This is a genomic window from Collimonas sp. GW821-FHT07E08 (assembly GCF_059418905.1).
Map to the genome: position 1 here is coordinate 543,390 of NZ_JBWKQR010000001.1, position 26,069 is coordinate 569,458.

The 26,069-nt window shown below is 63.1% G+C and carries 26 protein-coding genes; 17 read left to right on the top strand and 9 right to left on the bottom strand.

The features are described from left to right. The first annotated feature begins 23 nt into the window (after positions 1-23). On the top strand, positions 24-1,316 hold the full coding sequence (locus AC07RZ_RS02430; RefSeq protein ID WP_494666748.1) for a cytochrome-c peroxidase: 1,293 nt from the start codon (positions 24-26) through the stop codon (positions 1,314-1,316). A gap of 45 nt (positions 1,317-1,361) precedes the next feature. Here AC07RZ_RS02430 and AC07RZ_RS02435 read toward each other — a convergent pair whose 3' ends face one another. Further along, positions 1,362-1,880: a thermonuclease family protein gene (locus AC07RZ_RS02435; RefSeq protein ID WP_494666749.1), complete on the bottom strand. Its 519-nt coding sequence runs from the start codon at positions 1,878-1,880 to the stop codon at positions 1,362-1,364. A 59-nt stretch (positions 1,881-1,939) separates the two neighbouring features. Here AC07RZ_RS02435 and AC07RZ_RS02440 point away from each other — a divergent pair, with 59 nt between their 5' ends. Then, on the top strand, positions 1,940-2,629 hold the full coding sequence (locus AC07RZ_RS02440; protein WP_494666750.1) for a haloacid dehalogenase type II: 690 nt from the start codon (positions 1,940-1,942) through the stop codon (positions 2,627-2,629). A 6-nt stretch (positions 2,630-2,635) separates the two neighbouring features. Here the strand turns inward: AC07RZ_RS02440 and AC07RZ_RS02445 are convergent, their stop codons facing one another. Further along, positions 2,636-4,390 carry a chloride channel protein gene (locus AC07RZ_RS02445; RefSeq protein ID WP_494666751.1) on the bottom strand — a complete coding sequence of 585 codons (1,755 nt, stop codon included), beginning with the start codon at positions 4,388-4,390 and terminating at the stop codon, positions 2,636-2,638. A gap of 10 nt (positions 4,391-4,400) precedes the next feature. Continuing rightward, positions 4,401-4,808, bottom strand: a complete 408-nt coding sequence (locus tag AC07RZ_RS02450) for a MarR family transcriptional regulator (protein WP_144736346.1) — start codon at positions 4,806-4,808, stop codon at positions 4,401-4,403. 143 nt (positions 4,809-4,951) lie between these two features. On the opposite strand from AC07RZ_RS02450, the gene AC07RZ_RS02455 reads away from it, so the two are divergent. The 5 genes from AC07RZ_RS02455 to AC07RZ_RS02475 all read left to right on the top strand — a co-directional run bounded on the left by AC07RZ_RS02455 (position 4,952) and on the right by AC07RZ_RS02475 (position 8,384). After that, positions 4,952-5,545, top strand: a complete 594-nt coding sequence (locus AC07RZ_RS02455; RefSeq protein WP_494666752.1) for a YdeI/OmpD-associated family protein — start codon at positions 4,952-4,954, stop codon at positions 5,543-5,545. Positions 5,546-5,762: 217 nt separating this feature from the next. Beyond that, positions 5,763-6,296, top strand: a complete 534-nt coding sequence (locus AC07RZ_RS02460; RefSeq protein WP_494666753.1) for a sigma-70 family RNA polymerase sigma factor — start codon at positions 5,763-5,765, stop codon at positions 6,294-6,296. Next, the gene (locus AC07RZ_RS02465) at positions 6,293-7,048 is read left to right on the top strand and encodes an anti-sigma factor family protein (RefSeq protein ID WP_494666754.1); all 756 of its coding nucleotides are present in this window, start codon (positions 6,293-6,295) and stop codon (positions 7,046-7,048) included. The genes AC07RZ_RS02460 and AC07RZ_RS02465 overlap by 4 nt, the downstream gene beginning before the upstream one ends. A gap of 414 nt (positions 7,049-7,462) precedes the next feature. Then, positions 7,463-7,648 (top strand): hypothetical protein, encoded by a 186-nt coding sequence (locus AC07RZ_RS02470; protein ID WP_092392277.1) that lies wholly within the window; start codon positions 7,463-7,465, stop codon positions 7,646-7,648. Positions 7,649-7,769: 121 nt separating this feature from the next. Next, entirely contained in the window at positions 7,770-8,384 is a 615-nt protein-coding gene (locus AC07RZ_RS02475) for a glutathione S-transferase (RefSeq protein WP_494666755.1), read from the top strand. Positions 8,385-8,422: 38 nt separating this feature from the next. Here the strand turns inward: AC07RZ_RS02475 and AC07RZ_RS02480 are convergent, their stop codons facing one another. The 3 genes from AC07RZ_RS02480 to AC07RZ_RS02490 all read right to left on the bottom strand — a co-directional run bounded on the left by AC07RZ_RS02480 (position 8,423) and on the right by AC07RZ_RS02490 (position 10,502). Next, the gene (locus tag AC07RZ_RS02480) at positions 8,423-8,566 is read right to left on the bottom strand and encodes a hypothetical protein (RefSeq protein WP_175500841.1); all 144 of its coding nucleotides are present in this window, start codon (positions 8,564-8,566) and stop codon (positions 8,423-8,425) included. Positions 8,567-8,588: 22 nt separating this feature from the next. Next, the gene (locus AC07RZ_RS02485) at positions 8,589-8,945 is read right to left on the bottom strand and encodes a hypothetical protein (protein WP_494666756.1); all 357 of its coding nucleotides are present in this window, start codon (positions 8,943-8,945) and stop codon (positions 8,589-8,591) included. Positions 8,946-9,110: 165 nt separating this feature from the next. Then, positions 9,111-10,502 carry an MFS transporter gene (locus AC07RZ_RS02490; protein ID WP_494666757.1) on the bottom strand — a complete coding sequence of 464 codons (1,392 nt, stop codon included), beginning with the start codon at positions 10,500-10,502 and terminating at the stop codon, positions 9,111-9,113. Positions 10,503-10,628: 126 nt separating this feature from the next. On the opposite strand from AC07RZ_RS02490, the gene AC07RZ_RS02495 reads away from it, so the two are divergent. Further along, on the top strand, positions 10,629-11,495 hold the full coding sequence (locus AC07RZ_RS02495) for a LysR family transcriptional regulator (protein ID WP_494666758.1): 867 nt from the start codon (positions 10,629-10,631) through the stop codon (positions 11,493-11,495). Between the two features lie 22 nt (positions 11,496-11,517). Here AC07RZ_RS02495 and AC07RZ_RS02500 read toward each other — a convergent pair whose 3' ends face one another. The 3 genes from AC07RZ_RS02500 to AC07RZ_RS02510 are packed head-to-tail and all read right to left on the bottom strand — an operon-like array spanning position 11,518 to position 15,877. Then, the gene (locus AC07RZ_RS02500) at positions 11,518-12,564 is read right to left on the bottom strand and encodes a lipocalin-like domain-containing protein (protein ID WP_494666783.1); all 1,047 of its coding nucleotides are present in this window, start codon (positions 12,562-12,564) and stop codon (positions 11,518-11,520) included. Positions 12,565-12,599: 35 nt separating this feature from the next. Next, on the bottom strand, positions 12,600-15,179 hold the full coding sequence (locus tag AC07RZ_RS02505; RefSeq protein WP_494666759.1) for an FtsX-like permease family protein: 2,580 nt from the start codon (positions 15,177-15,179) through the stop codon (positions 12,600-12,602). Further along, positions 15,176-15,877, bottom strand: a complete 702-nt coding sequence (locus tag AC07RZ_RS02510) for an ABC transporter ATP-binding protein (RefSeq protein ID WP_494666760.1) — start codon at positions 15,875-15,877, stop codon at positions 15,176-15,178. Before AC07RZ_RS02510 ends, AC07RZ_RS02505 begins: the two co-directional genes overlap by 4 nt. Positions 15,878-16,165: 288 nt before the next feature. Here AC07RZ_RS02510 and AC07RZ_RS02515 point away from each other — a divergent pair, with 288 nt between their 5' ends. From AC07RZ_RS02515 to AC07RZ_RS02555, 9 genes are all read left to right on the top strand, one after another. Then, the gene (locus AC07RZ_RS02515; protein WP_144736366.1) at positions 16,166-16,528 is read left to right on the top strand and encodes a COG4315 family predicted lipoprotein; all 363 of its coding nucleotides are present in this window, start codon (positions 16,166-16,168) and stop codon (positions 16,526-16,528) included. 54 nt (positions 16,529-16,582) lie between these two features. Further along, positions 16,583-17,101 carry a sigma-70 family RNA polymerase sigma factor gene (locus AC07RZ_RS02520; protein WP_144736368.1) on the top strand — a complete coding sequence of 173 codons (519 nt, stop codon included), beginning with the start codon at positions 16,583-16,585 and terminating at the stop codon, positions 17,099-17,101. Positions 17,102-17,114: 13 nt separating this feature from the next. Beyond that, on the top strand, positions 17,115-17,897 hold the full coding sequence (locus AC07RZ_RS02525) for an anti-sigma factor family protein (RefSeq protein ID WP_144736370.1): 783 nt from the start codon (positions 17,115-17,117) through the stop codon (positions 17,895-17,897). Positions 17,898-18,104: 207 nt separating this feature from the next. After that, positions 18,105-18,497, top strand: coding sequence for a hypothetical protein (locus tag AC07RZ_RS02530; protein ID WP_494666761.1), 393 nt, complete (start codon positions 18,105-18,107; stop codon positions 18,495-18,497). A gap of 171 nt (positions 18,498-18,668) precedes the next feature. Next, on the top strand, positions 18,669-19,139 hold the full coding sequence (locus tag AC07RZ_RS02535; RefSeq protein ID WP_144736374.1) for an aminoacyl-tRNA deacylase: 471 nt from the start codon (positions 18,669-18,671) through the stop codon (positions 19,137-19,139). Between the two features lie 152 nt (positions 19,140-19,291). Continuing rightward, a complete protein-coding gene (locus AC07RZ_RS02540; protein WP_494666762.1) occupies positions 19,292-20,524 on the top strand; it encodes a 3-methyl-2-oxobutanoate dehydrogenase (2-methylpropanoyl-transferring) subunit alpha in 1,233 nt (410 codons plus the stop codon). Positions 20,525-20,526: 2 nt separating this feature from the next. Beyond that, positions 20,527-21,585, top strand: coding sequence for an alpha-ketoacid dehydrogenase subunit beta (locus AC07RZ_RS02545; protein WP_494666763.1), 1,059 nt, complete (start codon positions 20,527-20,529; stop codon positions 21,583-21,585). Then, positions 21,582-22,835 (top strand): dihydrolipoamide acetyltransferase family protein, encoded by a 1,254-nt coding sequence (locus AC07RZ_RS02550; protein WP_494666764.1) that lies wholly within the window; start codon positions 21,582-21,584, stop codon positions 22,833-22,835. Before AC07RZ_RS02545 ends, AC07RZ_RS02550 begins: the two co-directional genes overlap by 4 nt. A 128-nt stretch (positions 22,836-22,963) precedes the next feature. Further along, on the top strand, positions 22,964-25,993 hold the full coding sequence (locus tag AC07RZ_RS02555) for a transglycosylase domain-containing protein (RefSeq protein ID WP_494666765.1): 3,030 nt from the start codon (positions 22,964-22,966) through the stop codon (positions 25,991-25,993). The last annotated feature ends 76 nt before the right edge of the window (positions 25,994-26,069 follow it).

The following is a 26,069-nucleotide window of genomic DNA, read 5'->3' on the forward strand; positions in this document are numbered from 1 at the left end:
ACAATTGCGGCTGGCTTGTTTGTATGCGTTGGCATGGCGCTGCTGTGCTGTTTGCGGCTGCGTTGCTGGCTGGCTGCCACGATGCGGAAACGCCGGCCCGGGCGGCGCTTGCGGCTGGCGCGGCGTCGGCTGCGCCTAAACCGGCGCTGAAAATGTGGGTGCGTTATCCTGAGCCGCCGGTTGCGCTGAGTGCTGCAGCGAGTTTGGGGAAGCAGATATTCTTCGATCCCTCGCTGTCGGCTTCCGGCGCCATGTCTTGCGCCACCTGCCACAGTCCTGACCATGCTTACGGTCCGCCCAACGGCCTGGCCGTGCAGCTGGGCGGCGCCGACATGCAACGGCAAGGGACGCGCGCCGTGCCGTCCCTGCGTTACCTGGGTTTCACTCCCAAGTTTACGCGCCACTACTACGTCCCCGGTCCGGACGATACCGAGGATGAAGGTCCTACCGGCGGCTTCACCCATGATGGCGCGGTCGACTCCTTGCATGAGCAGGCGCTGATTCCGCTGCTTAACCCCAATGAGATGGCCAATCCGGATCCACAGGCGGTGGTCGCCAAGCTGCAAAAAGCCGCTTATGCCGAACAGTTCCGGCAGGCCTACGGCGCCGATATCTTCCAGCGGCCGGCGGCAGCACTGGAACAGGCGACGCTGGCGCTGGAAGCATTCCAGACGGAAGACGCGAGCTTCCATCCCTATACCAGCAAATTCGATGCGGCGATGGCCGGCAACGCCGAGTTTGCGCCGGCCGAATTGCGCGGCTACGGTTTGTTCAACAATCCAGGCAAGGGCAATTGCGCCAAGTGCCACATCGACACGCCCGGGCCGGGAGGACGGCCGGCGCAATTCACCGACTTCGGTTTCCAGGCGCTGGGCGTGCCGCGTAACCTCGAGATCGCGGCGAACCGCAATCCGAAATATGCCGACCTTGGCATCTGCGGCCCCGAGCGCAAGGATATGGCGCGGGAGGCCGAATTCTGCGGCATGTTCAAATCACCCACCTTGCGTAACGTGGCGACGCGGGCAGCGTTCTTCCATAACGGCCGTTTCCATACGCTGGAAGACATGATGCATTTTTATGTCACGCGCGACACCGATCCCGCCAGGTGGTATCCGAAGGTAAAAGGCAAAGTCGCCAAGTTCGACGACCTGCCGCCGCGTTACCGCGCCAACATCGACAACCTGGACGCTCCGCTGAACCGCAAGGCGGGCGAAGCGCCGGCCCTGGACGAGGACGAAATCGGCGACCTGATCGCTTTCCTGAAAACACTCAACGACGGCTACTCGGCCAAATCCGGCGCCGCGCGCACCGAATGAAGCCATTCAGGGATGTGCCGCCGGCGCCATCCAGCCCGGCATGTTTCAGCAGCCGTACGCCTTGCGTCCGTCAATCCATTGATAGCGTCCACCGCGCGGGCCGACATGGCAAGCCGCGCCGCGGGAGGCGCTGTGCCGGAAACGCCAGGGCGGCGCCGGATTCGATGCTGACCACAATCCGGTCCTGTTATTGCGCGCGATTGCCTCAAGAGCCTTGAGTTCGCGGTTGCTTCGTGCGGAGGCCCAGGCCATGCCGCGTTCCACCTGGGCCCGGCCGGCATCAACGCCATTGCAGCGCACGGTCGCAACTCCGCGGCCGAAACGATCGGTGGCGCGTGTGTTGTACTGGACATCCGTGCCGGCGCAGAGCTGATGCAGCGATTGCCGGGCCTGCGGGCCGAACGCCTGCCTGATTTCCGGCGCGTCGATATCGGCCAGGCGCAGCTTGACCCGGTTGCGGCCAACCTGCAGCGTCATGCTGTCGCCGTCGGCCACGCTGACAACCCGGTGCGCGGACGCGGCCAGCGGCGCGAGCAGCAGAAAAGTGGCGAGCAGTATTCTCATTTACACTGAGGCATGGGGACGAGGAAACGACTGATCCGCCAGCTTACAGAGGAAGAGCAATGAAGAATATAAGAGGTATCGTATTCGATCTCTACGGCACGCTATACGACGTGCATTCGGTCGCCGCTGCCTGCGACGCCTATCACCCGGGCCGAGGGCGCGAAATCAGCACGGTCTGGCGGCAGAAGCAGCTCGAGTACACCTGGCTGCGCAGCCTGATGGGCGACTATGCCGATTTCGAGCAGGTTACTCGCGACGCCCTGGAGTTTACGTCCGGGCAGCTGCGGCTATCGCTCGGCGAGGCCGCGTTTTCAGCGCTTTGCGCGGAATACCTCAGGATTGCGCCGTACCCGGAAGTGCCCGCAGCGCTGGCAAGGCTGCAGGCGATGGGATTGCCGCTGGCGATCCTGTCCAACGGTTCTGCCAGTTCAATCCGCAGCGTGGTAGAGGCATCCGGGCTGGAACAGTGTTTCGCGCACCTGATCAGCGCCGACAGCGTGCGTATCTTCAAGCCGCACGACAAGGTCTACCAGCTGGCGGAGCAGCAGATGCATTGCGATCGTTCGGAACTGCTGTTCGTTTCGTCAAATGCATGGGATGCGTCCGGTGCGCGGCATTTCGGCTATCCGGTCTGCTGGATCAACCGGGCCGGCAACGCGTTTGACGAGTTAGGGCAGTCACCCGATCATATTCTGCAGGGATTGGACCAGCTGGCGGACCGGTTTGAAACACGGCGGCCGGCGGCCTGACTGGATTCAGCTCAACAATCTTTCGCGTTTCTGCTCTTCGTCGAAAAACAGCCGTGACGGCTTGATCAGGTCGCTGCGGCTGATGATGCCGACCAGGCGCCGGCTTTGCAGGTCGCTTACCACCGGCAGCCGTTCCAGGCGATGGGTCGCCATGCGCGCGGCGACGACGCGGCAGGTTTCGGACGGCAGCGCGACCAAGGCGGCAGAATGCTCCAGGCAGGCCGGATTGAACAAGGTCGTCAGGGGATTGCTGCCGTCGGCTTGCGGACTGAAGCTGCTGCGTTCAACCATGCCCATCAAGCCTTGGTTCATGTCGACCACCGGATAGCAGCGGTGCGCCTGCTGCGCACCGAAATAGCGCTCCAGCGTTTCCGCAATAGCGAGGCTGGCGGGAATCGCCGCCACCGCATGGGTCATCACTTCATCCACATGCTGGCGCTCGAGCGGATCGACGCCGTATTCGCGATAGATGTGATAGCCGCGGCGGGCGATCTTTTCCGTCATGATCGAGCGCCGCATGGTCAGCACCGTAAAGCCGTAGGCGACGCCGGTGGTGAGCAGCAGCGGCAGCAAGGCATTGGTGTCGTGGGTCAGGCCGAAAGCAAACACGGCGGCCGTCAGCGGGGCGCCCAATACCCCGGCCAGCACCGCGGCCATGCACACCAGCGGCCACAAATGCGCATCGCCGCCCGGCAGCCATGGCGCCAGCACCGTGCCCAGGCCGGCGCCGATGATCAGCAACGGCGCCAGCACGCCGCCGGAGGTGCCGGAGCCGAGCGCAATCACCCAGATCACGGCTTTCACCAGCAGCAGGCTCAGCGCCAGCTGCAAAGCCAGGCTGCCGTTGAGCAGGTCGCCGATCACATCGTAGCCTACGCCCAGCGCCCGCGGCTCGAAATAGCCGCCTATGCCGACCGCGACGCCGCCCAGCGCCGGCCACCACATCCAGTGGATCGGCAGTTTGCCGAACAGGTCTTCGACCCGGTACAAGGCAGTCGACATCAGCGCCGACAACGCGCCGCTCAGGATGCCGGCAACGAAGCAGGAGAACAGGGCGCTGGGGCCGATTTCCGGCGTCTGCATGGGAAACAGCGGACCGGCGTCCAGCAGCAGCGGCCGGGTGAATCCGGCAACGGCGCAGGCAACGATGACTGGCAGCAGGCTGCGCGGCCGCAGTTCGAACAGCAGCAGTTCCACCGCCAGCAGCACCGCTGCCACCGGCGTGCCGAACACCGCCGTCATGCCGGCCGCCGCGCCGGCGACCAGCAAGGTCTTGCGTTCGGCCGCGGTCAGGTGGAAATGCTGCGCGATCAGCGAGCCGATGGCGCCGCCGGTCATGATGATCGGACCTTCGGCGCCAAACGGGCCGCCGCTGCCGATCACGATGCCGGACGACAGCGGCTTGAGGACGGCGACCTTGGCCGACATCTTGCTTTTGCCGAACAGGATCGCTTCAATCGCTTCTGGAATGCCGTGGCCGCGGATCTTGTCGGAACCGAAGCGCGCGATCAGGCCGACGATCAAGCCGCCCAGCACAGGCAACACGATCACCCAGGCCCCGAGATGGTGGCCAGCGGGTGAACGGGCGGCGAAAGACAGCGTTTGATAGAAGAACAGGTTGGTGAACAGCCTGATCAGGTTCAGCAAGGCGTATGCCGCCAGCGTGCCGAAGCCGCCGATGACCAGCGCGATCAGGGAAATCCTGAGCAGCCGCGTGTCCGCCGCGAAATCGCGTTTGTGTGAGTGCGGTGTCGATGACATGGTGGATTTCTCAGCTATTGATGGTCGGGATGCGGAAGATGTCGGCCAGGGTATTCAATTCGGCATGGTGCAGTTCGGCCAGCTTGGCGAGGCAGCGTTCGCCGGCCGGCAGCAGGTGGATGTTCACCTGGCGGCGGTCGACTTCGCTGTTGCGGCGTTGCACCAGCTCGAGTTTTTCGCAGCGCGATATCAGCGCCACCACGCTGTGGTGCTGCGACTGCAAGCGCTCGGCCAGCTCGCCGACGCTGGCCCAGTCGCGGCCGGGGGTGCCTTTTACGTGCAGCAACAGCAGGTATTGCTGGGGCGTGACGCCTTCGCTCTGGGCCGCTTCTTCGCTGAAGCGCAGGAATTTACGGAGCTGGTAACGGAATGTCGACAGCGCTTCAAAGTCTTGCTTGGAGAGGGAGGATGGCGGCATCTGGCAATTGCGGCTTTGGGCGGCAGGGTTCTTGAGAACGGCTAATATATCACAATACGATATATATTTGCCGAAGGCTATCCCGGTCCGGAAAATATGGAAATGGTAATAAAATGCAGCTTCCATCACTCCAGGAAAAGCGGATGAATCCAGGTCGAGACAAGGCAGCGGCGTTGTCGATAGAACTTTTCGAGCAGCAAAAGGACTGGACCGCATGGCTGAAAAAGAACCACGGCAAATCGGCCGGGGTCTGGCTGCGGCTGGCGAAGAAAGGTGCGGGGCAGGCTTCGGTTTCCTACCAGGAAGCGCTGGAGTCGGCGCTGTGCTACGGCTGGATAGATGGCCAGAAAAAGGGCGACGATGAAAATTACTGGCTGCAGAAATTCACGCCGCGCTCAGCCCGGAGCATCTGGTCCAAGATCAACCGCGACAAGGCTCTGCTGCTGGCCGAGAGCGGCCGGATGGCGCCGGCCGGGCTGAAGGAAATCGAGCGCGCCCAGGCCGACGGCCGTTGGGAAGCGGCCTATGACTCGGCCAGCAAATCCACCGTGCCGGCCGATTTCCAGGCAGCGCTGGACGCCAGTCCGCGCGCGCTGGCGTTTTTTTCCACCCTCGACAGCGGCAATCGATATGCGCTGCTGTTCCGGATACAGACCGCAAAGAAATCAGAGACTCGTGCCAAGCGGATCCAGGATTTCACCCAGATGCTCGAACGGCACGAGAAATTCCATCCTTGAGACCTTGCTTTCTGCCACGTCGGTACGCAGGCCAAAGTCGGGCAGGGCGAATCCCATCTGGCATGGTCGACGATATCTCCCGTGGTTATCGCGATCACTTGATCGACAAAAGCCTATACCGGTGTACCCTGTGGTTTATTCCTGGATAAATGCCTTTTTCGGGAATAATTTTTTCGCATTTGCGGTCTTGTGTTTCATGAACCCTGGAAACGCGTGAATGACAGTCCCGACAAAAAAACAGCGATTCCAAGCGAACGTGCTGCCGCACTTGAATTCCGCATTCAACCTGGCATGCTGGCTCACGCGCAGCCGCCAGGACGCGGAGGACGTGGTGCAGGAAGCGTATCTGCGCGCCTTCAAGTTCTACGACGGTTTCCATGGCGAGGACAGCCGCGCCTGGCTGCTGACGATCGTGCGCAATACTTTCTATACCTGGTACCAGGAACAGCAGAAGCAGCGGCAGGAGACGGCATTTGACGAGGACGTGCATGATTTCAGCGCGGCCGGCACGGCCGACGGCAACCCGGAGCTGCTGCTGATTCAGAAAGACAGCGAACGGCAGCTGCAGCAGGCGCTGCACGCCTTGCCCCTGGAGTTTCGCGAGGTGATGGTGATGCGCGAGCTGGAGGAACTGTCCTATAAGCAGATCGCCGCGATTGTCGGCATCCCTATCGGTACCGTAATGTCGCGCCTTGGGCGCGGCCGTAAATTGCTGGCGGCAATCCTTGCGCCGGCCAGGCAGGAGGCATGATGGATCATCAGGAAACACTGGAGCTGTTGCCGGCTTTTGCAGACCAGGAGCTCGGCATAGTGGAGATGCAGGAAGTGCAGCGCCATCTTGAAAACTGCCCCGATTGCCAGCGTGAATATGCGGCGCAGCGCATCGTCAGCGCGCGCTTCAAGAAGGAAGCGGTTTATTTCGAGGCGCCGCTGCATCTGGCGCACCGCATCAACAGCGCTTTGCCGGCAGAAGCCGCGCGCGCAAGGTCCTGGCGTTTCAACTGGATGAACCTGGGCGCCGCCATGGCAGCCGGGCTGGCGCTGGCCTGGAGCGTCGGTTTGTATCTCAACCTGCCGTCAGACCAGGACCGGCTGACCGGCGAAGTGGTGGCCAGCCATGTGCGCTCGCTGCAGGTCGACCATCTGTCGGACGTGGTTTCAAGCGACCAGCACACGGTAAAACCGTGGTTCAACGGCAAACTCGATTTCTCCCCGCCGGTGGTGGACCTGGCGCAGCAAGGTTTTCCGCTGGTGGGCGGCCGCCTCGATTATCTCGACGGCCGGCCGGTGGCCGCGCTGGTCTATCGCCGCGCGCGGCATCCGATCAATCTGTATATCTGGCCGAGCAACGACCGCGACCAGCCGCCGCAGTTGCAAAATCATCAAGGCTACCACCTGGTGCGCTGGACCTGGGACGGCATGAATTACTGGACGGTATCCGACCTGGCCGCCAATGACCTGCAAAACTTCGTAGGGCTGGTGCGTTCCACGGTACGGCAATAGGCCGGCATTCAGGCCAGGGAAAAATATCGCTTTTGCAACATGTTTTCATGCCAGGGCTTTTCTTTTACGTTGACCGACAAAGTCATAACATTTTCTTGTTTGACAGATGCCTGTCCGTGGACAACAGTGAATAGGTCCGGAATCGCAATCGCGCCTGCTTGATCAGGGCGTCGCCGCGAACTTGCAGTAATATGCAAATAACTGCCACTATTGACAGTTCAAGACGGGTCACCAAAAGCGTACTATCAAAGGAATGAAACGGGCCGCATGCCCGGTGCGCCGCTGTCGCGGCGGAGCCGGGCATCCGCTATTTTTCCTGCACGATCGGCACTGCATTTCCCGCGCGGCGGGAAGTCGATGTTTTTGCCAGGCAGGGGAATCTTTATCTTTCGACATTGGGCTAAGGAGATTGCAATGGTCAGGCTGACTGAAGCTACCGTCATTTTTAAAGGACTTGCCTACGAATTCGACAGCACCGGCGAGGCCGAGGAATTCAAGAAACGCCTGGAAGCCGGCGGCGATCCGAAGCGCTATGCGGACGCATTCAAATGTATTGATATCTACGCAAGCCCGGCCAAGCGCGAGGTGGAAGAGGCCTGATGTAACCGCCTTTGCTGCTGCCGGCAACCGGTGAGCGCAGCAATCTGTGCTAGGATTTCCCTCCGATAAATTCAACGCGCCGGCTGCGTGCCGCGTCGCTGAACCATCAACAGGAGAACCTATGCAGCTCATCGGCATGCTTGACTCACCCTTCGTCCGCCGCGTCTCGATTTCCTTGCAACTGCTTGGCATCCCATTCGAACACCATTCCGTCTCGGTGTTCAGCACTTTCGAACAATTCCGCCAGATCAATCCGGTCGTCAAGGCGCCGTCGCTGGTATGCGACGACGGCGAGGTGCTGATGGATTCCAGCCTTATCCTGGATTACGCGGAAGCGCTGGCGGCGCCGCGCAAGAGCCTGATGCCGGCCGTCATCGGCGAACGCCAGCATGCGTTGCGGGTGATCGGGCTGGCGTTGGCGGCATGCGAAAAAACCGTGCAGATTGTCTATGAGCGCAATTTGCGGCCGGTGGAAAAGCAGCACGAGCCGTGGGTCGCCCGCGTCCAGGGCCAGCTGTTCGCGGCTTACCAGGCACTGGAGCAGGAACTGCGCAACAAGCCGCTGGAAGTCAGCAGCAAGACGATCAACCAGGCCGGGGTGAGCACCGCTGTGGCTTGGCAGTTCACGCAAATGATGCTGCCTGAAATCGTCATCGCGGCCGATTATCCGACGCTGCAGGCATACGCTGAACAGGCCGAGCACCTGGCCGAGTTCATCGCCGCGCCACCGTTATAAAATCCAGGAAGCTGCCACCCGTCCGAGCCGGGCGGTTCTTATTGCGCGCGTTTGGCGCCGTGGCTGGCACCCGTATCGTCGCACCAGGACGGGCGGACATCGGGATCGTCGCATTTCAGGTTTGGATAGGCGCAGCCGGACAGCAGCGAAATCAAGACCAGTATTCCTAGTGCTGTTTTCATGGGACCCGCCTGTGGCCTGGATTTAATTCATCATGCGGCACTGCCGCTGTTCACATTTGTAAAGCTGCTGCTGGCCATCCTGGCAACTGACCTGGTAGGTCTCGATGGCGCCGGTCTTGGCGATCAGCGTTGCGCCAGGCTGGGCCGGCAGGCAAGCCGTCTTGCGCGCCATGCGCTCCACGGTGTCAGACAGTTCGCCGCCTTTGCGGGCCGATGGCTGCTGCGGCACATCGATCACTTGCTCCGACGGGCTCAGCGATTCCGACAGCGATACCGGCGCCGGACTGCGCGGCGGCGGCGTGTAGCTGCGCACGTTAGGTTGCAATGCGCTGCAGCCGGCAAGAAGGATAGCGGCGAGAAATAGAAATGAATTTTTCATGCGTCTCCCATTTAGGAATGCAACAGGTTGCTGCTGGAACCAAATGTGTTAAATGTATCATCTTTCGGTTGCGCATAGCTTGGTTAAGTGTAGCCCGGGATAGCAAAAAAGAAACCGCAAGCCGCCAAAGCGCTTGCGGTTTCGGCCAGGCCTGCCATGCGGAGGTCAGGCTTTGGCGGGACTCATGATGTAGCGCCCGACCAGCAAGGCGGCGGCGCCGTAAGCCAGGCCGATCGCGCCGAAAGCCAGCGGAATCCGTATTTCCCAGCTTGGCGCCGCGTGCAGGATACTGCCGATGATGGCGACCCCGACCAGCGCGCCGATCTGGCGGTTGGCGTTCAAGGCTGCGGCGGCGCTGTTGGCATGGCTGCGTCCGGCAATCTGCATGACGGTGGTGGTCATGGCGGGTACGGCGATGCCGACGCCCCAGTTGGCGATGGCGACCGCCAGCGCGAACAACGGATAAGAGGTGTGCGGCCGCATGCCGGTCAGCAGCGCGGCCAGCAAAGCCGCGAGCAGCAGGCCGCCCAGCATGGGCAGGCGCGCGCCCCAGTGCGCGGTAATGCGTCCCGACAGCAGGTTCCCGATAGAAAATACGGCCATCACCGGCAGCAGCTGCAAACCGGTGTGCAAGGCGTCTGCGCCACGCGCCTGCTGCAAGAACAGGCTCAGCAGGAACAGCTGGCCGAATGCGCCGAAGTTGATCAGGAAGCCGATTGCATTGGCGGCGGCAAAGCGTGGCGTGGCGAATAATGCGCGCGGCAGCAACGGCTCTGCGCCATTCCGTTCACGCCGCACCAGCAAGGCAAGGGCGATCACCACGAGCGCCGCGGTGGCCAGGATGGGCGCGGAGGTCCAGCCGAACACAGGTCCTTCGATCAAGGTAAAACAGAGGCTGGCCAGTCCTGCGATGCCAAGCGCGTGGCTGGCGGCAGGCAGCGGCCGCCAATGCCTGGGAGCGGCCGGAATCACCTTCTGCGCCAGCACCAGGCCCAGCAAGCCGACCGGGACATTGACCAGGAACACGTTGCGCCAGCCGAAACTGTCGACCAGCACGCCGCCCACCAGCGGCCCCATGGCCGCCGCCACCGCGACAATCGCCGACCAGGTGCCCAGCATGTGCGCACGGACGCGGTCGTCTTCGTAAGTGTGGGTCAGCAGGCTCAGGGAGCTGGGCATGAACAAGGCCGAGCCGACGCCCTGCAGCATGCGGGCGGCGATCAGGGTATTGCCGTCGGGCGCGGCGCCGCACAGCAGCGAGCCGAGCATGAACACTACCAGCCCGCTCAAGTAGATGGCCTTGGCGCCGTAGCGGTCCGCCAGCGCGCCGCCGACCAGCAGCAGGGCGGCAAAGGTCAGCGTATAGCCGTCCACCACCCACACCAGGCCGCTCAGCGGCACCGACAGATTGTGCGCGATGTCGGACAAGGCGACATTGACGGCGGTAACGTCCAGCATCGCCATCACGAAGCCGATCGCCAGCGTCAGCAGCGGCAGCAAACCGCTGGGGGCCGTGCGGGCAGCGCTGGCGGTGGGGATGGGGCATTGAGCTGACATGGTCCGTTTCTCCTGTGATGTAGCGGCATTGACCGGCAAGGTTCTATGGTAGTCCGCTCGGCTGATGTAATAAATCCGTATAATTTCATTGGCCTGATGCAAAAATGCATCATCAAGGAGAAAATTATGGATTGGGACAACGCCCGGATTTTCCTCGGCATATACCGCGCCGGCACGCTGCGCGGCGCCGCGGCGCTGCTGCAGGTGGACCAGGCCACCGCCGGCCGCCGCCTGAACGCCATGGAGCAGGTTTTGGGCGCGCGCCTGTTCTTGCGCACCCCGACCGGCTACGTGCCGACCCCGGCCGGCGAGCTGGCGTTTGCCGCGGCGGAGCGGATGGAGCATGCCGCCGACCAGCTGCAGCGGCAGATGCAGGGCATCGACGATCGTTTATCCGGCGTGGTGCGGCTGGCAGCGACCGATACCATGGGCAAGCATTTCCTGATGGTCGCCCTGCAGCGGCTGCACGCTGTGCATCCGGATATCCGGGTGGTGCTGAGCACTTCCACCCAGGTATCGAACCTGACCCGGCGCGAAGCGGACCTGGCGGTGCGCACCATACGTCCCAGCAGCCCGGACCTGATTTCGCGCCACCTGACGCGCCGCGAAGTGGGCCTGTATGCGGCAAAAAGCTACCTGAAACTGCGTGGCGAGCCGCAGCCCGATACCGCGTTGGCCGGGCATGACCTGGTGATCTACCAGCGCAGCATTTCACCCTCTCAAGGGGTGGCCTTGTGCGGCGAAGCTATCGGCAACGCCAGGGTGGCGATGGAAGTCAATTCCGGGTTGATGATGATCGAAGCGGTGCGCGCCGGACTCGGCATCGGCGAGCTGCCGACCCACATGGCCGACAGCGATCCGCTGCTGGCGCGGATCTGGCCGCAGCGCGCCGAAGCCTACGATATCTGGCTGGTGCTGCACGGCGACCTGAACCGTACGGCGCGGGTGCGGGCGGTGGCGGATGCGATTGTCGAAGTCTGCGGCGAAATGTGACGCCGCCGCAAAAATCGACCGCTTAGAATTTCAATGCCTTGAGATAACCGGTCAATTCCAGGTAGCCGCGCCCGGCGCGCCGGCCGTCGCGACTCACGGTCACCGCGCCTTCCCAATACACTGATCCGGTCGACAGCCGCGAATCGAGTTCCTGGTCGTCTTGCAAAGGCGCCAGCGACCATTCGGCGGCGCCGGCATGCAGCACCTGCTGCACCGGATAACTGGCGTCGGTGCGCGGCGAGCGCCAGCTGCGCTGCGGCTGGAAGCTGACCTGCCCGGGCGCGAACTGGGTAACCTTGCCAGCGGCGTCGCGTAGCGCGGCGTGCGCCCACAGCTTGCTGCCGTCGCGGCTGCGGATCTGGAACGCCATCAAGGCGGAACCGTCATCCAGGTTGGCGCCCAGCCAGTCCCAGCCGACAGCGTCGGCATCCAGCACGCTGGTCGACCATTCGTGATCGAGCCAGGCGCTGCCGCTCACCTCTTGGGCACGGCCGGCGCGCACCAGCTTGCCGCTGGCCTGCAGCTGCGGCTCGCTATAGTAATAGCTGGCTTGCGCCGCTTGCGGTCCCTTGCGCGAATAGCCGTGGTCGCCTTGCAGCATGGGCGGCTGGCCAGGCTTGAGGCTGAGTTCCAGGGTGAATTCATCGGCGGCGATGCTGGCCTGGTAGCTGCCGTCGGCGTTGCGCAGCAAGCGCCAGTCATCCACCGCGACATCGGTATTGCCTTCCTTGGCATAGGCCAGGCCGAAACCGGCGCGCGCGCTTTTTTGCGCATGCAGGAGTTTGCCCAGGCTGGGATCCGACAGCGCCGCATGGGCGATGATCAGCTGGCTAGGCGCGAAGGCGCTCGGATTGGCGCGGTCGTGCTCGGTGGCGGAACGGAAGAAGGTGACCTGGAAGCCGATCGGCTTGCCGTCCGGCGTCGCCAGCCAGCCGGTGGCGTACCACCATTCGGTGCGGAAATCGGGGTGGGCGCCGCTATCCTGCGGCAGCGCCAGCTGCCGTTCCGGCGTCACTTGCGCAAAGCGCGGCGGCGCTGCGAATTGCGGCGGCGCCGCCAGCAACAGCATGCTCAACAGCCAAAACCGGCAACAGCGGAAAAACATCACCAATCCTCCCGTACCGAATGCAGCACGTCGACAGAGACGGCGCGCAAGCCCGCCAGCAACGCCGTGGCGCCGGCCGACAGCAGCAGCAACAGCGCCACCGCCGCCAGTTCCTGCCATGGCATGTGCAGCTCCATGGTCCAGTGGAACGATTGCGGATTGACGATGAACACCAGTATCAGGCTGATGGTCCAGCCCAGCAGGAAACCGACCAGCATCCCCAGCGCCGTCAGCAAACCGCCTTCCAGCGCCAGCATGGACAGGACCTGGCGCCGCGTGACGCCGACATGGCGCAGCATGCCGAACTCGCGCGCCCGCGCCAGGGTCTGGGCGGAAAACGTGGCGGCCACGCCAAACAGGCCGATCACGATGGCGACGATTTCCAGCAGATAAGTGACGGCAAAACTGCGGTCGAAAATCTTCAGCGTCTGCGCGCGGATTTCGCCCGGCTGGGAAATCTCCAGCGCGGCGCCGAACGGCAATGTGCGCAGCGCGCTGATCACCGTTCCGGGATCGGCATCGCGCTGCAGCCTGAGCGCGGCGTCGGTGACGTCGGCGTCGCCGCTCAATCGCTGGTAATCCGCCAGGCGCAGCTGGATTGCTCCCGATTGCCGCGCATAGTCGCGCCAGACGCCGGCCACCGTAAAGCGGTAAGGGTGGTTCGCCAGCGGCAGCGTGACTTGCTGTCCCAGGCGATAGCCATACAGGTCGACCATGGCTTCCGAGACCCAGATCGGCAAGCTGCCGGCGGCAATCGCGCCGGCCGGCAGCAGCGGGCCGACGATGGGCAGCGCGCGGGCCGGATCGGCGGCGTCGATGCGGCGTGCGATCAGTATCACCGGCGGCCGCGCCGGATCCAGCGTGAGTGTCGAGGTGCGCAGGAAATCGGCGCGCGCCACGCCTGGAACGGCTGCCAGCAAGCGCTGTTCGGCAGGCTGCATGGCGCCGGTTTCGCCGCTGGCGGCGGAACGCGCATACAGGTCCGCCGACAGCAATTGCTGCATCCAGTCGTCAACCGATATGCGGAAACTGGCGACCATGATCGCCATCGCCACGATCAGGCTGAAGCTGGACAGCACGCCGCCCAGCGCAATCGAGGCTTGCCCCGGCACATTGGCCAGGCGCGCCAGCACCAGGGCGGTGATGACGCCATGGCGGCGTCCCAGGCTCAATCTTTGCAGCGCAGAGAATGCCAGCGCCGCCACCCGCGGCATCAGCGTGATGCCGCCGACCAGCAGCAGCGCCACCGCGATGTAACCAAACACAGGCAAGCCGAACAGCGGCGGCAGCTGCGTCAGCAGCGCTCCCAGCAGCAGGCAGGCCAGCGCCGGCCAGGGTGTCGCCAGCGGCGCCAGCGCGGTTTCTTCGCTGCCGGATTTGAGCGCCGCCGCTGGATGCGCCCGCGATGCTTCCAGCGCCGGCGCCAGGCTGCCGAGCAAGGAGACGCCGCTGCCGAGCGCAAAAAAAACCAGCGCCGCCGGCAGGTCGAACTGTACGCTCGCCTGCACGCCGCGAAAATAGCCGCCGCCCAGGTCGCCGCCAAAAAAATGCAAGGCGGCGGCCGCCAGCACATATCCCAGCGCCAGTCCAAGCAGCGCCCCGAGGCAGCCCAGCAAAGCGCCTTCCAGCAATACCTGGCGCAGCAGCTGGGCGCGCCGCCATCCGAGCACGCGCAGCAGGGCAAACTGCGGACGGCGCCGGATCACCGACAGCGCCTGGGTGGAGAACACCAGGAACGCGCCGGTGAACAGCGCCACCAGGGCCAGCACATTCAGGTTGATGCGATAGGCGCGCGACATGTTGTTGTTGCTGCTCTCCTGGTCCTGGCTTGCCGATACCTGCAAGTGCGGCGGCGATTCGGCCTGCAGCGCGCGCCTGAATGCTTCGCGGTTGACGCCCGGCTGCAGCTTGAGGTCTATGCGCGACAGCTGGCCGATGCGTCCGAAGCGCCATTGGGCGGCGCCGATATCCATCACCGCGATCCGCTGCCCGGCACGGGCGCCCGCCAGGCCGCCGGCCACCCGCAGGCTGACGCTGGCGGTGCCGTTGCGCAGCGCCAGCATCTGGCCCGGCTGCACCTGCAGCCATTGCTGGGCTGCCGGCGACAGGAAGATGGCGTCGTCAGCCAGTGTGTCGAACGGCCGGCCGGGATCGGCCATGCCGATCAGGTCGGGCGTGATGCGGGCGGCGCGGAAGGTGTCGATGCCGAGCACTTTCAGCGCGCCGGCCTTGCCCGGCAGCGTGACGTTGAGCTCCAGCACCGGACTGGCTATCGCTACGCCTTGCCGTTTTGCCAGTTGGGGATAGACGGCTTCGTCGAAGGTCCCCTGGACGCCGCGCAACTGCAGGTCGGACTGGCCGGACAAGCTCCTGGCGGCGGCCGAGAATTCGTTGAAGGCGGCGCCGTTGATCAGGTCTACCGCATAGCCGAGCGCGACGCCGAGCGCGATGGCGGCAATCGCCACCAGCGCGCGCACCGGGTGGGCGCGCAATTCGCCCAGCAGCAGCCAGCGCGCCAGGGGATTCGAGGCGCGCACTGGATTGCCGGTTTTGACGGAAGGCGCGGCGGCCGAGCTCATCGCGCCATCGGCTGCAAGCCGTCCGCGTCCATGATCAGGACGCGGTCGGCGCTGGCGGCCGCGGCGGCGGAATGGGTCACCATGATGGCGGAAGCGCCGTTGGCCTTGATTTCCTGGCGCAGCAGGGCCAGCACTTCATGCGCGGTATCCGGGTCCAGGTTGCCGGTCGGCTCGTCGGCCAGGATCAGCTTGGGACGATGCACCAGGGCGCGCGCAATCGCGACCCTTTGCATTTCGCCGCCCGACAGCTGGCGCGGGAAGTCGTTGCCGCGGCCTGCCAGGCCGACCGCCGCCAGCAGTTCCAGCGCGCGTTCCTGCGGCGCGCCGTTGAGCAGCAAGGGCAGGGCGACGTTCTGCTGCAGGGTCAGGTGCGGCAATACATGGAAGGCCTGGAAAATGAAACCGAGTTTCTGCCGGCGCAGCAAGGTGGCGGCGTCGTCGTCCAGGCTCGACATGCTGACGCCGTCGATCAGTATCGTGCCGCTGTTGGCGCTGTCGAGGCCGGCAATCAGGTTGAGCAAGGTCGATTTGCCGACGCCGGAGTCGCCCATGATGGCGACGTATTCGCCGGCCGCCAGCGCAAAGTCGAGATGCGCCAGCACCACCCGGCCATGGCCATAAGACTTGCGCAGTCCGCGGCATTCCAGCGCCGGGAGGGCAGCAACTGCAGGGGGCATGGTTTCAGTGTCGGTGTGCATGCAAGATCGTTTTATCGGATGGCTTAGATGTCGGCAGTGTAGAGGATTTTACGCAATGACCAGGATTCCCCAGGCAAACCATGCACAAATCCGGCAAGAACCCGATTCCGCGACGACGCAGCCTGTTGCTGAAAGTAAATGGTCAACAAAATGAAAATAATGTATCAAATGGTTGCAGAAAGTTGGAATAAACTCGTCATGCCGGACGTTTAACTGCTATCCCAGCAATCATTTACCCGGCTGGTTCTGAGCTGTATTTTTTTCCAACGATCGTCCTGAGGAGGAATCATGCGAAAAAACCTATTTCTGCTGCTGAGCTGCGCCGCTCTTGCGATACCCGCCCTGGCCGAAGCGCCCAAGGCTGTCAACGGCAAGCTGGTGGATGACGAAGGCCGCACGCTGTATACCTTCGACAAAGATACGGTAGCTGGCAAGAGTGCTTGCGAGGGCGGCTGCGCCGCAAATTGGCCGGCGGCGCTGGCGGATTCCTATGACAAGGCCGCTGCCGACTGGAGTTTTGTGACAGCCGCCGACGGCAAGCGGCAATGGGCCTACAAGGGACATCCGCTGTACCGCTTCGCCATGGACAAGAAAGCCGGCGATGCCAACGGCGACGGCAAGGGCGGCGTGTGGCACACGGCGAAGCCCTGAGCAAACGCGGCGCGTATTGACGACTGGCCTGGGTGCTAGAGAAGCAATGCCTTTATGAGTGTTGAGGCCGACATGGTGGTCTGGCTGCCGGCGCTGCGGCGTTACGCCCGCGCGCTGACAGGCGATGCCGCATGGGCCGACGACCTGGTGCAGGACACGGCGGAGCGCGCCCTGAACCGATGGCATACCTTGCAACCGCAAAGCAATGTGCGGGCATGGCTGCTGACCATCCTCAGGCATTTGTATATCGACCAGCTGCGCAAGCGCCGCGAAATCGCCGTCGATGAAGAAAGCGCGCCTTGGCGCACGATGGCGGCGCCGGCCGATGAAATCGACGGGCTGTTCCTGCTTGACGTGCAGCGTGCGCTGTATTGCCTGCCGCTCGAACAGCGCGAAGTGCTGTTGCTGGTTGGCCTGGAAGAGCTCAGCTATCAGCAGGTTGCTGCCATCCTGGAGGTCCCGGTCGGCACGGTGATGTCGCGCCTGTCGCGTGCCCGTGAACGCATGCGCTCTTTGTTGAAAGAGGACCCGGGCAGCAAACGGCCGCCTCTTAAAGTAGTCAGCAACAAGTAGCGAGAGATACGCCATGAACGAAGAGACCACCTCCAAGCTGCCGGATCCGGACGAAGCACATCTGCAGATGCTGTCGGCATGGGTCGACAATGAACTTTCAGGCCCCGAGCAGGCTGCCGTTGCCGAGAGGCTGGCGAGCGATCCGCAGGACAGCGCACGCGTCGCCGACTATCGGGCGCAGAATGCCGGGCTAAAAGCCTTGTTTGCGACACCGCAAGATAATGTCCAGTGCATTTTCCTGCCGCGCCGGACGCCTTGGTGGCGCAGTGCCGGGGCGGCTGGCGGCTGGCTGGCGGCGGGCTTGCTGTGCGGCTTGGCGTCCGGCTGGCTGAAGCCGTATCTTTTCAACGAGCAGCCGGCGTTCGCCAAGCGTGCCGACATCGCCTACGCGGTCTATGCGCCGGAGCAGCGGCATCCGGTTGAAGTTGCCGCCGCCGAAGAAGCGCATTTGATCAGTTGGCTGTCGAAGCGCCTCAATCACCCGCTGGCGGCGCCATCGCTGCAGGAATACGGCTACACGCTGGTCGGAGGACGCTTGCTGCCTGGCGAAGCCGGTCCGGCAGCGCAATTCATGTACCAGGACGGCGAGGGTGAGCGATTGACCTTGTACGTCACCGCCGTAGCCAAGGACGCCACGGCGTTCCGGCTGCTGCACGACGGTAAGCGCAGTACCTTTTACTGGGTAAGCGAGGGCATGGGATATGCGCTGTCCGGACAAACCTCGGTGGCCCGCCTGCGTTCCATGGCGATTGACGTGTGCAGCGCCTTGGGTGGCCATCCCGAGGCATGGCGCTGACAACCTTGGCGCCAAGGGATCGGCTCTTTCCAAAAAAGAGAACATATCGATGGAATAGCCGCACCGTCCCCTTCGTTTACATATCACAGGCTGGCTTAGCGCCGGGCTGCGCACCGTTCCGGCATCCGTTAGCTGGAAGCAAGCCGATACTGCGGAGCGCCAGGTTTGCACGCGCCGTTACGTCGAGCATTCATTTAGGACGACATCATGTATAACGAAATTCCTTTTGTAGTGCTGTTGCTGGCCCTCTCGGCCTGCAGCGGAACGCAAGGCGGATCGGACTATGCCGGGGCCGGCAAACCGAGCTGCCAGAAATTGACGACCCAGGCCGAAATCAACGGCAAGACCGAACCGGTTACCGGCGTTGCCTGCCAGCAAAGCGACGGCACATGGCAATTCATGCAAAACACCGACCGGCCATACTACGGTTACCCATATGGTTATTATTATGATCCCTGGTATTGGGGGCCGTTCGGCTTCGGCGCGGACTTTGTCTTCATAGACCGGGACCATCATCACCACCACTTTAACCACGGTTCGATGATGCATCAGAGCGTTGCGGCAGGCGCCGGCTTCCATGGCCGCGGGATGCACCACTGAACAAGGCGGCAGGATGCGGTCCGGCCGCCATCGGCTGGGGCCAGGCAGCGCCATGCTGCAGGTGCGGTGCGCGCGGCGCCAATAAGAGCCTTCACAGAAGACAGGAAGCGCACTATATTGAGACAAATAGCACATAATTCTCTGTCCACCTCATCCCGGAGGAGGATCGCCATGTCGATTTCCGCCACATTGGAAGATTGCCTGCGCAGCAAAGGCAGCCATTACAAGATCCTGCATCATCCGCACACCCTCAGCAGTACCGGCACCGCAGAGGCGGCGCATATCCCGGGCGACCGCTTGGCCAAGACAGTGGTCCTGGAAGACGAACATGGCTATGTGGCTGCGGTGCTGCCATCGACCTTTCACTTGCATTTGTCCGACCTGTGGGACAAGACCGGGCGGCACCTGGTGCTGGCCAGCGAAGATGAGCTGCGCGAAATGTTCAAGGATTGCGATGTAGGGGCGCTCCATCCGCTCTGCAGCGCCTACGGCATGCAAACCTATCTCGATGAAAGCCTGGCGCAACAGCCGGAAATCTATTTCGAGGCAGGTGACCACGAAGCGCTGATCCAGATGCAGACAGCGCAGTTCCTCGATCTCATGGACCAGGCGGAAAGAGGACGCTTCGCCCATCGGATGTAGGACGCCGACGCGCTTCATATAGACCGCTCGCGCAGTTCGCCGCGCGGCATCGGCTGTGCGCGACGCGAAATAAAATGCTGACGGCCCTGACGCACGCCGGCGCCAAAGTGAGCTAAACTCAACTGGACATCACCAAGCGCGAGGGAGCGGGTATGAGCCAGTGCAAGCCTCTGACGTTGCATGTTCCGGAGCCTAGCGGCCGGCCCGGCCACGAAACCGATTTCTCCTACCTGCATCTGGCGGCGGCCGGCGCGGTGCGCCGGCCGCCGCTGGACGTGCTGCCGTCCGACACCGGCGATCTCGCCTATGCCCTGGTGCGGGTGCTCGATGACGAAGGCAACGCTGTCGGCCCTTGGGCTGCAGAAATAGAGCCTCGATTGTTGCGCCGCGGGATGCGGGCCATGATGAAAACGCGGATTTTCGATGCCCGCATGGTGATCGCGCAGCGCCAGAAAAAAATGTCCTTCTACATGCAGAGCCTGGGCGAGGAAGCGATAGGCACGGCGCATGCGATGGCGCTGCAGGAAGGCGATATGTGTTTCCCCACCTATCGCCAGCAAAGCCTGCTGATGGCGCGCGAAGTTCCTTTGGTGGACCTGATTTGCCAGCTGCTGTCGAACCGGCGCGATCCTATGAAGGGACGGCAGCTGCCGGTGCTGTATTCGGTGCGCGCCGCAGGCTTTTTCTCCGTTTCGGGCAATCTGGCCACGCAATTTATCCAGGCGGTCGGCTGGGCCATGGCTTCGGCGATCAAGGGCGACACCAAGATCGCTTCGGCCTGGATCGGCGACGGCTCCACCGCCGAATCCGATTTCCATACCGCGCTCACTTTCGCGCATGTATATCAGGCCCCGGTGATTCTCAATGTGGTCAACAACCAGTGGGCCATCTCGACTTTCCAGACGCTTGCCGGCGGCGAGAGCACCACGTTCGCCGCGCGCGGCGTCGGCTGCGGCATCGCGTCGCTGCGCGTCGACGGCAACGATTTCCTGGCCGTGTACGCGGCTTCGCGCTGGGCCGCCGAACGGGCGCGCTGCAACCTGGGGCCGACCTTGATCGAATGGATCACATACCGCGCCGGCCCGCATTCGACCTCCGACGATCCGTCCAAGTACCGGCCGGCCGATGACTGGTCGCACTTTCCGCTGGGGGATCCGATCGCCCGCCTCAAGCAGCACCTGATCCGCATCGGCGCGTGGTCGGAGCAGGAACACCAGGACACGGAACAGGAACTGGAGGCGCAGGTGATCGCGGCGCAGAAAGAGGCGGAACGCTACGGCACCCTGGCCAGCGGCCAGATTCCTGACCCGGCGACGATGTTCGAGGATGTCTATAAAGACATGCCGGAGCATCTGCGGCAGCAGCGCCGCCAACTGGGGGCGTAACCATGGCCGCGCAGAAAGATGCCGACCCGGCGATGGCGCAGGCGACTACGCCAATGACGATGATCCAGGCGCTGCGTTCGGCGATGGACATCATGCTCGAGCGCGACAGCAACGTGGTTGTCTTCGGCGAGGACGTAGGGTTCTTTGGCGGCGTGTTCCGCTGCACCGAAGGTTTGCAGGCGAAGTACGGCGCTTCGCGCGTATTCGATGCGCCGATCTCCGAGGGCGGGATTGTCGGCGCAGCCGTCGGCATGGCTGCCTACGGATTGCGGCCGGTGATCGAGATCCAGTTCGCCGACTACTTTTATCCGGCCTCGGACCAGATCGTCTCCGAGGCGGCGCGCCTGCGCTACCGTTCGGCCGGCGAATTCACGGCATCGATGACGATCCGCATGCCCTGCGGCGGCGGCATCTATGGCGGCCAGACCCACAGCCAGAGCCCGGAAGCCTTGTTCACCCATGTCTGCGGCTTGCGCACGGTGATGCCATCCAATCCGTATGACGCCAAGGGCCTGCTGATTGCATCGATCGAAAATGACGATCCGGTAATCTTCCTGGAGCCGAAGCGCCTGTACAACGGTCCGTTCGACGGCCATCACGACCAGCCGATGGTGCCGTGGTCCAAGCATCCGCTGGGCGAGGTGCCGGACGGCTATTACGCCGTGCCGCTTGAATCCGCGGCGATATTCCGTCCCGGCGCCGAGCTGACGGTGATTACCTACGGCACCATGGTGTTCGTATCGGCTGCCGCCGCGCGCGAGACCGGCATCGACGCCGAGATCATCGATTTGCGCAGCCTGTGGCCGCTCGACCTGGAAACCATCGTCGCCTCGGTCAAGAAGACCGGGCGCTGCGTGGTGGTGCACGAAGCCACGCGCACCAGCGGCTTCGGCGCGGAATTGACTGCCTTGGTGCAGGAGCATTGCTTCTACCATCTGGAGGCGCCGATCGAACGTGTCACCGGTTGGGACACGCCTTATCCGCACGCCCAGGAATGGGCTTATTTTCCCGGTCCGGCCCGCGTCGGGGCTGCCTTCAAACGCGCGCTGGAGGCAAGATGAGCGTCCATGTGATCAAAATGCCGGATATCGGCGAAGGGATCGCCGAGGTCGAACTGGTGGCCTGGCGCGTCAAGGTGGGCGAGCGCGTGGTCGAGGACCAGGTGCTGGCCGATGTGATGACCGACAAGGCCACCGTCGAGATTCCATCGCCGGTTGTCGGCAGGATAGCGGCGCTGGGCTGCGAGCCCGGCCAGGTGCTGGCGGTAGGGGGCGAACTGATACGCATTGAGGTCGAGCCGGCAGAGCATGCGGCGGCGCCCGTCCTGCCGCAGGCAGCGGCTGCGGCGATCGCTGCGCCGCCAAGGGAAGCGCCGGCCCCCAAGCCACCGGCGCAAGACCCTGGGGCAGTGCAAGCGATACGGCAGGCCGCCGGCTCGCCGACCGCGTCGCCCGCCGTACGCCGGCGCGCCCGCCAGCTCGGCGTCGAGTTGCAGGATGTGCCAGCCAGCGGCGCCGACGGCCATATTACGCATGAAGATCTCGACGCTTTTGTCACGCTCGGCAGCAGCCTGCCGGCGGCGCGCGCCGGCGATGGCCGTTATGCCGAGCGCCATGGCGAAATAGCGATGCCGGTCATCGGCTTGCGCCGCAAGATCGCTCAAAAGATGCAGGAATCCAAGCGCCGCATCCCGCACTTTACCTACGTTGAGGAGTGCGATGTCACCGAAATCGAGGCGCTGCGCCAGCATCTGAACGCAAGATGGAGCGGCGAACGCGGGCGCCTGACCCTGTTGCCGCTGCTGATGCGCGCCATGGTGCTGGCGTTGCGCGAGCACCCGCAATGCAACGCCCGTTTCGACGATGACGCCGGCGTGGTGACGCGCTACGACGCAGTACATATCGGCATCGCCACCCAGACCGCGGCCGGCCTGATGGTGCCGGTGGTGCATCATGCCGAGGCGCGCGACCCGTGGTCGAGCGCGGCCGAAATCGCCCGCCTGGCCGAGGCTGCGCGCGCGGGCAGGGCGGTGCGGGCGGAACTCTCCGGTTCAACCATCACCGTCACCAGCCTGGGCGCCTTGGGCGGCCTGGCGTCGACTCCGGTGATCAATCACCCGGAGGTGGCGATTGTCGGCGTCAACCGGATTATCGAAAGACCGGTGATACGCGGCAATGCCGTGGTGGCGCGCAAGATGATGAATCTGTCGTCCTCGTTCGACCATCGGGTGGTCGACGGCCTGGACGCTGCCGAGTTCGTGCAGTCGCTGCGCGCCTATCTCGAATTTCCCGCTACCTTGTTTGTGGAGTAGCGCCGGCGCGATTCTGAAATTCCCGGTCCAGGACCAGCGCTTCAAGCGCCGCTAGACACAGGCTGGAAAGGCGACTATCTTGATATTCAGGCACTCCCGCCAAGTCGCATTCCTACTCATAAAAAAAAGTGACGCTACGTAAATGGGGCAAGTGGCTGTTGCTGGCCGGTTTGTTAGGGTTATTGACGCTTGTAGCCCGGCTGGCCGGTAACGAGTTGCGCTCATCGCAATGGCAAGCGCGGCGGCTGTCCGAACTTGGCCGCGAACTGACATTCAAACTTGAGCCCGGGGCGAGCGCGGCTATCCGTTTTCCTAAATCCGGCCCTTACGACGAACGTCTCGGCTATAGCAAGATTCCCGCTTTTACCCAATATCTGCTCAAGCACGATTACCGGATTACGCAACAAGCGCGGATCTCGCCAAAGCTTGCGGAACTCGCGGACAAAGGCATTTCCCTGGCCTACGGCGAGAAGAGCCGGGCAGGCCTCGATTTGTTGGACTGCAATGAACAATCGTTGTATTCGGAACGTTTTCCCGAACGCAGCTATGGGGATTTCGAGTCGGTGCCGCGCCTGCTGGCAGACACGCTGCTTTTTATAGAAGACCGCGATTTGCTCACTACCCGCTATCCGCTGCGCAATCCGGCGATCGACTGGGGCCGTTTCGGCAGGGCCGTCTTCGACCAGGGTCTGCATGCGCTCGACAAATCGCACCAGACGCCGGGCGCCAGCACCCTGGTTACGCAAATCGAAAAATACCGTCATTCGCCTGAGGGCCGTACTGCATCGCCAAAGGAAAAACTGCGGCAGATGGCGTCGGCGTCGGTCAGAGCCTATCTGGGCGGCGAGAACACGCTGCCGGCGCGGCGCCAGATCGTGGTGGATTACCTGAACACGGTGCCGCTTGCCGCCAAGCCCGGCTACGGCGAGATCGATGGCCTGGGCGACGGCCTGTGGGCCTGGTACGGCCGCGATTTCGCGGAGGTCAACCGGCTGCTGGACGGCAACCTCGGCCTGGCAGCCAATCCCGATCAGCTACAGCGCAGGGCAGAGGCATTCAAGCAAGCGCTCTCGCTGATGATCGCGCAACGCCGGCCATCGTATTACCTGCGGGAAGGCGCTGCCGACCTGGAGCAGCTGACCGATAGCCATTTGCGGCTGCTGGCGGCAGCGGGAATCATTCCGGCGGCGCTGCGCGACGCGGCGTTGCCGGTCAAGCTGAGCCTGCAGCAAAAACCCGTCAGCGCGCCGCCGATCTCATTTGTCACGCGTAAGGCGGTAACTGCGTTGCGCACCCATCTTTCCGGCTTGTTGCATGTTAACCACCTTTACGACCTGGACCGTCTCGACCTCGCCGCGGCGACCACCATGAACGGCGAGCTGCAGCGGGAGGTGACGACCGTGCTGCGCCAGCTCAGGAAGCCGGCTAACGCTAAAGCGGCGGAACTGTATGGGCATAACATGCTCAGCCCCGGCGACGATCCAGACAAGCTGATTTTCAGTTTCACGCTGTTCGAGCAGCGCGGCGGCGCCAATCTGTTGCGCGTGCAGACCGATAATTTCGACCAGCCTTTCGATATCAACGAAGGCGCCAGGCTCAACCTGGGATCGACCGCCAAGTTGCGCACGCTGATTACCTATCTTGAAATCGTCGCCGACCTGCATCAGCGTTACGCCGGCATGACGCCGCAGCAGCGCGCCGGGCTGCAGGTGGAGAAGGAGGATGTCTTGAGCCTGTGGGCGCTGGCCTACCTGGCGCAGGCGCCGGACAGCGGTTTGCCTGCGATGCTGGAAGCGGCCATGGAGCGCCGTTACTCGGGCAGCCCGGGAGAAACATTCGTGACCGGCGGCGGCGTGCAGACATTCACGAATTTCGAGTCGGAAGAAAACTACAAGGTGATGACGGTGCGCGAAGGTTTCCAGCAATCCGTGAACCTGGTTTTTGTGCGGCTCATGCGCGACGTCGTGCGGCACTACAAATTCAAGATGGCTGGCGCCGGTTCGGCGTCGCTGGACGGCGAGAACGCAGCGAAACGGCAAGAGATACTGTCTCGCTTTGCAGATAAGGAAGGGCGTCAGTTCATGGTTCGTTTCTATCGCAAATACCACGGCAAGACACCCCAGGAATCGCAAGAGCTGCTATTGGAAAACGTCCATCCGGCGCCAGCCCGGCTCGCCACGATATTCCGCAGCATAGCGCCGGACGCGGATCTGCAGCATTTTTCTGACTTCATGCGCGAGCAGTTTCCCAAAGACGGCTTGTCGGAGGCCAAGTTGGCTGCGTTATATACGCAGTACGGGCCGGATAAATTTTCGCTGGCCGATCGCGGCTACATCGCACGCGTCCATCCGCTGGAGTTGTGGCTGCTCGGATTTATGCGCCAGCATCCGGACGCGACGCTGACGCAAACGCTGGAGGCCAGCCGTGATGCGCGCCAGGATGTCTACGCCTGGCTGTTCAAGACCCACAATAAAAACAAACAAGATAAACGTATCCGGCAAATGGTGGAGCTGGAAGCGTTCCTGGAGATCGGTCGCGCCTGGCGGCGACTCGGTTATCCCTTTGAATCCCTTACCCCTTCTTATGCAACCGCGGTTGGCGCATCGGGCGACCGGCCTGCGGCGCTGGCGGAATTGATGGGGATTATCGTCAATAAAGGCATGCGTCTACCCCTCAGGAAATTGCAAACGCTGGAGCTGGCGCAGGGCACGCCTTATGAAACGCACTTTGAGAATAGCGGGCCGGCGGCGGAACGGCTGTTGCCCGAAGAAATAACGGACGTGGTGCGCCGTTCCCTGATCGACGTGGTGGAGGGCGGTACTGCCAAGCGCCTCCAGGGCGGCTTGCCGTCACGCCATCCGAACGGCAAGCCGCTGGGAGTCGGCGGAAAAACCGGCACCGGCGACCAGCGCTTCGAGGTCTACGCGCCCGGCGGCAGGCTGGTTTCCTCGCGCGCCGTGAACCGTTCCGCCACTTTCGTGTTTTTTATCGGCGATCGCTTCTTCGGCACCATGACCGCTTACGTCCATGAACCCTATGCGGCCAGCTACAAGTTCACCAGTGCGCTTTCGGTACAATTGCTCAAATCGCTGACGCCGACCTTGCTTTCCATGATGGAATCGGACGCAGGCAACCCGTCATTAGCCTGCCTGCATTGACTGCCTCGGATTTGCTTTTTGCAAGTGCTGCTGTAGTGTAGTGCTTCGCAAATAATGAAACTTCATAAACGGCACC

Excerpts from the sequence above, each read along its gene's own strand:
- AC07RZ_RS02460 (WP_494666753.1), top strand. The coding sequence starts at position 5,763 with ATGACAGTCCCGACAAAAAAACAGCGATTCCAAGCGAACGTGCTGCCG.
- AC07RZ_RS02515 (WP_144736366.1), top strand. The coding sequence starts at position 16,166 with ATGCGAAAAAACCTATTTCTGCTGCTGAGCTGCGCCGCTCTTGCGATA.
- AC07RZ_RS02525 (WP_144736370.1), top strand. The coding sequence starts at position 17,115 with ATGAACGAAGAGACCACCTCCAAGCTGCCGGATCCGGACGAAGCACAT.
- AC07RZ_RS02550 (WP_494666764.1), top strand. The coding sequence starts at position 21,582 with ATGAGCGTCCATGTGATCAAAATGCCGGATATCGGCGAAGGGATCGCC.
- AC07RZ_RS02465 (WP_494666754.1), top strand. The coding sequence starts at position 6,293 with ATGATGGATCATCAGGAAACACTGGAGCTGTTGCCGGCTTTTGCAGAC.
- AC07RZ_RS02520 (WP_144736368.1), top strand. The coding sequence starts at position 16,583 with ATGAGTGTTGAGGCCGACATGGTGGTCTGGCTGCCGGCGCTGCGGCGT.
- AC07RZ_RS02545 (WP_494666763.1), top strand. The coding sequence starts at position 20,527 with ATGGCCGCGCAGAAAGATGCCGACCCGGCGATGGCGCAGGCGACTACG.
- AC07RZ_RS02530 (WP_494666761.1), top strand. The coding sequence starts at position 18,105 with ATGTATAACGAAATTCCTTTTGTAGTGCTGTTGCTGGCCCTCTCGGCC.
- AC07RZ_RS02430 (WP_494666748.1), top strand. The coding sequence starts at position 24 with ATGCGTTGGCATGGCGCTGCTGTGCTGTTTGCGGCTGCGTTGCTGGCT.
- AC07RZ_RS02500 (WP_494666783.1), bottom strand. The coding sequence starts at position 12,564 with ATGCTGTTGCTGGCGGCGCCGCCGCAATTCGCAGCGCCGCCGCGCTTT.
- AC07RZ_RS02455 (WP_494666752.1), top strand. The coding sequence starts at position 4,952 with ATGAATCCAGGTCGAGACAAGGCAGCGGCGTTGTCGATAGAACTTTTC.
- AC07RZ_RS02505 (WP_494666759.1), bottom strand. The coding sequence starts at position 15,179 with ATGAGCTCGGCCGCCGCGCCTTCCGTCAAAACCGGCAATCCAGTGCGC.
- AC07RZ_RS02480 (WP_175500841.1), bottom strand. The coding sequence starts at position 8,566 with ATGAAAACAGCACTAGGAATACTGGTCTTGATTTCGCTGCTGTCCGGC.
- AC07RZ_RS02450 (WP_144736346.1), bottom strand. The coding sequence starts at position 4,808 with ATGCCGCCATCCTCCCTCTCCAAGCAAGACTTTGAAGCGCTGTCGACA.
- AC07RZ_RS02470 (WP_092392277.1), top strand. The coding sequence starts at position 7,463 with ATGGTCAGGCTGACTGAAGCTACCGTCATTTTTAAAGGACTTGCCTAC.
- AC07RZ_RS02440 (WP_494666750.1), top strand. The coding sequence starts at position 1,940 with ATGAAGAATATAAGAGGTATCGTATTCGATCTCTACGGCACGCTATAC.
- AC07RZ_RS02540 (WP_494666762.1), top strand. The coding sequence starts at position 19,292 with ATGAGCCAGTGCAAGCCTCTGACGTTGCATGTTCCGGAGCCTAGCGGC.
- AC07RZ_RS02490 (WP_494666757.1), bottom strand. The coding sequence starts at position 10,502 with ATGTCAGCTCAATGCCCCATCCCCACCGCCAGCGCTGCCCGCACGGCC.
- AC07RZ_RS02510 (WP_494666760.1), bottom strand. The coding sequence starts at position 15,877 with ATGCACACCGACACTGAAACCATGCCCCCTGCAGTTGCTGCCCTCCCG.
- AC07RZ_RS02445 (WP_494666751.1), bottom strand. The coding sequence starts at position 4,390 with ATGTCATCGACACCGCACTCACACAAACGCGATTTCGCGGCGGACACG.
- AC07RZ_RS02495 (WP_494666758.1), top strand. The coding sequence starts at position 10,629 with ATGGATTGGGACAACGCCCGGATTTTCCTCGGCATATACCGCGCCGGC.
- AC07RZ_RS02485 (WP_494666756.1), bottom strand. The coding sequence starts at position 8,945 with ATGAAAAATTCATTTCTATTTCTCGCCGCTATCCTTCTTGCCGGCTGC.
- AC07RZ_RS02535 (WP_144736374.1), top strand. The coding sequence starts at position 18,669 with ATGTCGATTTCCGCCACATTGGAAGATTGCCTGCGCAGCAAAGGCAGC.
- AC07RZ_RS02475 (WP_494666755.1), top strand. The coding sequence starts at position 7,770 with ATGCAGCTCATCGGCATGCTTGACTCACCCTTCGTCCGCCGCGTCTCG.
- AC07RZ_RS02435 (WP_494666749.1), bottom strand. The coding sequence starts at position 1,880 with ATGAGAATACTGCTCGCCACTTTTCTGCTGCTCGCGCCGCTGGCCGCG.